Below are 238 nucleotides of genomic sequence, written 5' to 3' on the forward strand. Positions count from 1 at the left end.
AGCGTAAGACTGGATCACAGTAATATACAATATATGCATTTGCAATACTGTGTAGAAATTCCGTAAGGCTCTCGTGTTCCTTCTCAAGCTCTTCTCTTATTGCAGAATAAGGCAAAGACTGAAGAGCAACAATTTTTATAAGCTCCTCTTTGCTCTTGAAGTAGTTGTAAAAAGTGCCTTTAGCAACTCCTGCCCGCTCAACAATTTCATCGACAGTAGTTTTGTCGTAGCCCTTTTC

Annotated in this window: 1 protein-coding gene; it reads right to left on the minus strand. The window is 39.5% G+C overall.

Going from position 1 to position 238, the window contains the following annotated elements; all coding sequences use genetic code 11:
• Nucleotides 1–238: TetR/AcrR family transcriptional regulator (locus E3E24_RS12620; protein ID WP_167916132.1), on the minus strand; the 238-nt coding region annotated here is incomplete at both ends.

Source organism: Thermococcus sp. LS2, assembly GCF_012027375.1.
GTDB lineage: Archaea > Methanobacteriota_B > Thermococci > Thermococcales > Thermococcaceae > Thermococcus_B.